Raw genomic sequence first — 3,675 nt, 5'->3', positions numbered from 1 at the left:
TATTATTTATCATTTCTACGACGATCAATTAATTTGTTAGACGCTTTCTTAGTTTTTCTAGTTTTAACACCCATCGCTTTTTTACCCCAAGGTGTCATTGGTGCTTTACGTCCGATTGAAGTTCTACCTTCACCACCACCATGAGGATGGTCATTAGGGTTCATTACAGAACCACGTACTGTAGGACGAACACCTTTCCATCTCATACGTCCAGCTTTTCCGTAATTTACTAATCCATGATCTTCATTTCCAACAACACCAACAGTTGCTCTACAAACACCTAGTAATTTACGAACTTCACCAGAAGCAAGTCTTACAGTTACATATTTTCCTTCTTTACCAAGAATTTGAGCAGACACACCAGCAGAACGAGCGATTTGTCCACCTTTTCCAGGTTGCATTTCAATATTGTGGATTACAGTACCTTCAGGCATGTTAGCCATTGGTAAAGCGTTTCCTACTTTAATATCTGCATGTTCACCAGATACGATTTTATTTCCAACCTCTAATCCTTTAGGAGCTAAGATATATCTTTTTTCTCCATCAGCATAATTGATCAATGCAATATTTGCAGATCTATTTGGATCATATTCAATAGTTGCAACTGTACCAACGATTTCATCTTTATTACGTTTGAAATCGATAATACGATATTTACGTTTATGTCCACCACCATGGTGACGAGTAGTAATAACACCTTGGTTATTACGTCCACCTTTTTTACTTAATTTTGCAACTAAAGATTTTTCAGGTTTTTGTGCAGTAATTTCTTCCTTTGTTAAGGCTGTCATATTACGACGACCATTAGTCACCGGCTTATAAGCTTTAATTGGCATCTTTAGTTTCCTCCTAGTTTATCTGGAATATTTTCCAATATTTTCTTTACTATTCTTCACCAAAATAATTGATTGAATCACCTTCAGCTAATTTAACAATAGCTTTTCTTCTACGATTAGTTTTACCTTCATAACGACCCATTCTTTTTTTCTTTGGTTTTACATTCATAACGTTAACTTTTTCAACTTTTACACCAAACATTGCTTCAACAGCTTGTTTGATTTCAGTTTTATTTGCATTAACATCAACATCGAATGTATATTTATTTTCTTCTGCGCTAAGGGTCATTGTTTTTTCAGTAAGTACTGGTTTTTTTAATACATCTGTAATGTGTGCCATTATCCTAGTACCTCCTCAACTGATTTAATAGCAGCTTCTGTCATGATTAATTTATTGCTATTTAAAACATCATATACATTAACACGATTAGCTTCTAATAATTTAACACCAGGGATGTTATTAGCACTTCTTGCTACATTTTCATCGATTTGATCCATTACGATCAATGTTTTTGCTGGCGCTTCTAAGTTAGCTAATACTTTCACCATTTCTTTAGTTTTAGGCGCATCCATTTTAATTGTATCTAATGCCATAAATTCGTTATCAATAATTTTAGTTGATAAAGCAGATTTAAGTGCTAAGCGACCAACTTTACGATTGATTTTGAATTTATAACTTCTAGGTTTAGGACCGAATACAACTCCACCACCACGCCATTGAGGTGCTCTGATTGATCCTTGTCTAGCTCTACCTGTACCTTTTTGACGCCATGGTTTTTTACCACCACCGCTTACTTCAGTACGGTTTTTAACTTTATGTGTACCTTGTCTTAATGATGCTCTTTGTAATAAGACCATATCAAAAATTGCTTGGTTATTTGGTTCAATTCCAAATACTGCTTCATTTAATTCTAAGTCTTTAACTTCAGCACCATCTTGGTTATATACTTTAACTTTAAGCATATCAAATCCTCCTTCCTAAATTATTCAGCTGCTTCAACTGGAGTTTCAGTTGCAACATCTGCTTCTTTAGTTTCTTCTACAACTTCTGGAGTGTAATCAACTAATTCATAAGCATCGTTAACTTTTCCAGCAGCTTTAACTGCAGATTTTACCATTACTAATCCTTTTTTAGGTCCTAGTACTGACCCTTTGATTAATAATAAATTGTTTTCAACATCAACAGCAACGATTTCTAAGTTTTGTACTGTTCTTCTTACATGTCCCATTTGCCCTGGTAATTTTTTACCTGGAGCAATTCTATTTGGAGCAATTGGTCCCATTGAACCAACAATTCTATGAGCCCCAGAACCATGTCCTTTAGGACCGATATGTTGTCCATGTCTTTTAATAACCCCTTGATAACCTTTACCTTTAGAAGTTCCAGTTACGTCAACCACTTCACCAGCTACGAAGCTATCAACAGTAATTTTATCTCCAACTTCATAACTCATCATTTCATCAAAACGAAATTCTCTAATGAAGCGCTTAGGAGCTGTGTTTGCTTTTTTTACAATACCTAATTCAGCCTTGTTAGCCAATTTTTCTCTCTTGTCTTCGAAACCAACTTGAATTGCATCATATCCATCTGTAGCAACAGTTTTCTTTTGTAATACAACGTTTTCAGTTGCTTCTACTACTGTTACTGGAATTAATGTTCCGTCGTTTGTGAAGACTTGAGTCATTCCAATCTTACGACCTAAGATTCCTTTCATGAGTTACACCTTTACCTTTCTTATAACTTAATTTCAATGTCTACACCGCTTGGTAATTCTAATCTTGTTAGAATATCAACTGTTTCTTGTGTAGGATTAACAATGTCGATTAAACGTTTATGCGTTCTAATTTCGAATTGTTCACGAGAATCTTTATACTTATGTACTGCTCTTAAAATAGTATAAACTTCTCTTTCTGTTGGTAGTGGTACAGGACCAACTACTTGTGCTCCAGATTTCTTAGCAGCACCAATAATTTTTTCTGCTGAAGAATCTAGAATTTTGTGATCAAATGATTTTAATCTGATTCTAATTTTGTTATTTGCCATGATTTTCTCCTTTCAAATTCATAGGATGTGAATTGCTCTATACGAATTCCCTGAAACATGCCGTTTCATGACAACGCCTTTCGGTGTTTCAGCAACCTCGCACTTCTTCGCAAGTCAACGGTTGTATTTTAACAAAAAAAAAGCCTTATTGCAAGCTTTTTTTCCATTATTTTTATCAAAAATTTCGACAAATTTTATCCCAAATTTTAGTCAAAAAATTTGATGAATAATCACTGTTTCATTAACGTTTTCATAATAAATTATCATTATACTTTAAAAAGATAATGTATATATTACTAAATTATTGTAAAGTGCAAAAAGATTTAAAATATATATACAAAAATTACATCCATTAATCCATATTAGAAACTTTTTATATCTTCATATTTATGATATTTCCCAACTATGCCCCCCAACATATTATTATTAGATGCTGATAGAAGCATTAAAGTTATTAGTACGATATCACCATTAATATAACAACTGCCCAATTACAATTTACTTCTAAAAACAAAATTGTACTGCACTATAACATAACTAAGAATATAGCTAATATTTGGCATTTTTTGAATTAGCAGTTTAGATATTATTTTTACAAACAATAAAACCGGGAAGTGATCCCGGTTTTTGTTTTGAAAGTATCATGATCATAAATAAAAATATGCAAAATAAAATAAAAAAAGAAGAAGGACCGGCAGCGTGCTCTTTTCGCACCGCAGTACTATCTTCGCCGCTATGATGCTTAACTTCTGTGTTCGGAACGGGTACAGGTGTTTCCATCATGCCATTGCCACC

General features: G+C 33.6%; 5 protein-coding genes and 1 rRNA gene. All 6 read right to left on the bottom strand.

What is annotated here, in order from left to right:
• Nucleotides 1–2: 2 nt before the first annotated feature.
• A complete protein-coding gene (gene rplB / locus J7M77_RS11090) occupies nt 3–836 on the bottom strand; it encodes a 50S ribosomal protein L2 (RefSeq protein ID WP_296878507.1) in 834 nt (277 codons plus the stop codon).
• A 49-nt stretch (nt 837–885) separates the two neighbouring features.
• Nucleotides 886–1,176 (bottom strand): 50S ribosomal protein L23, encoded by a 291-nt coding sequence (gene rplW / locus J7M77_RS11085; RefSeq protein WP_296878505.1) that lies wholly within the window; start codon nt 1,174–1,176, stop codon nt 886–888.
• Entirely contained in the window at nt 1,176–1,799 is a 624-nt protein-coding gene (gene rplD, locus J7M77_RS11080) for a 50S ribosomal protein L4 (protein ID WP_296878503.1), read from the bottom strand. The genes rplW and rplD overlap by 1 nt, the downstream gene beginning before the upstream one ends.
• A gap of 20 nt (nt 1,800–1,819) precedes the next feature.
• Entirely contained in the window at nt 1,820–2,551 is a 732-nt protein-coding gene (rplC, locus tag J7M77_RS11075) for a 50S ribosomal protein L3 (RefSeq protein WP_296878501.1), read from the bottom strand.
• 20 nt (nt 2,552–2,571) lie between these two features.
• The gene (gene rpsJ / locus J7M77_RS11070) at nt 2,572–2,880 is read right to left on the bottom strand and encodes a 30S ribosomal protein S10 (protein ID WP_296878499.1); all 309 of its coding nucleotides are present in this window, start codon (nt 2,878–2,880) and stop codon (nt 2,572–2,574) included.
• A gap of 689 nt (nt 2,881–3,569) precedes the next feature.
• A 5S ribosomal RNA gene (gene rrf / locus J7M77_RS11065) occupies nt 3,570–3,675 on the bottom strand; the annotation flags it as partial.

The sequence above is a fragment of the Thomasclavelia sp. genome, from assembly GCF_017889095.1.
Classification (GTDB): domain Bacteria; phylum Bacillota_I; class Bacilli_A; order Erysipelotrichales; family Coprobacillaceae; genus Thomasclavelia.
The sequence above is the reverse complement of the archived record's forward strand: the minus strand, read 5'-3'. Positions and strand labels throughout refer to the sequence as shown.

What these genes read in the sequence shown, in the direction of transcription:
- rplC (WP_296878501.1), bottom strand. Translation starts at nt 2,551, where the DNA reads ATGAAAGGAATCTTAGGTCGTAAGATTGGAATGACTCAAGTCTTCACA.
- rplD (WP_296878503.1), bottom strand. Translation starts at nt 1,799, where the DNA reads ATGCTTAAAGTTAAAGTATATAACCAAGATGGTGCTGAAGTTAAAGAC.
- rplB (WP_296878507.1), bottom strand. Translation starts at nt 836, where the DNA reads ATGCCAATTAAAGCTTATAAGCCGGTGACTAATGGTCGTCGTAATATG.
- rpsJ (WP_296878499.1), bottom strand. Translation starts at nt 2,880, where the DNA reads ATGGCAAATAACAAAATTAGAATCAGATTAAAATCATTTGATCACAAA.
- rplW (WP_296878505.1), bottom strand. Translation starts at nt 1,176, where the DNA reads ATGGCACACATTACAGATGTATTAAAAAAACCAGTACTTACTGAAAAA.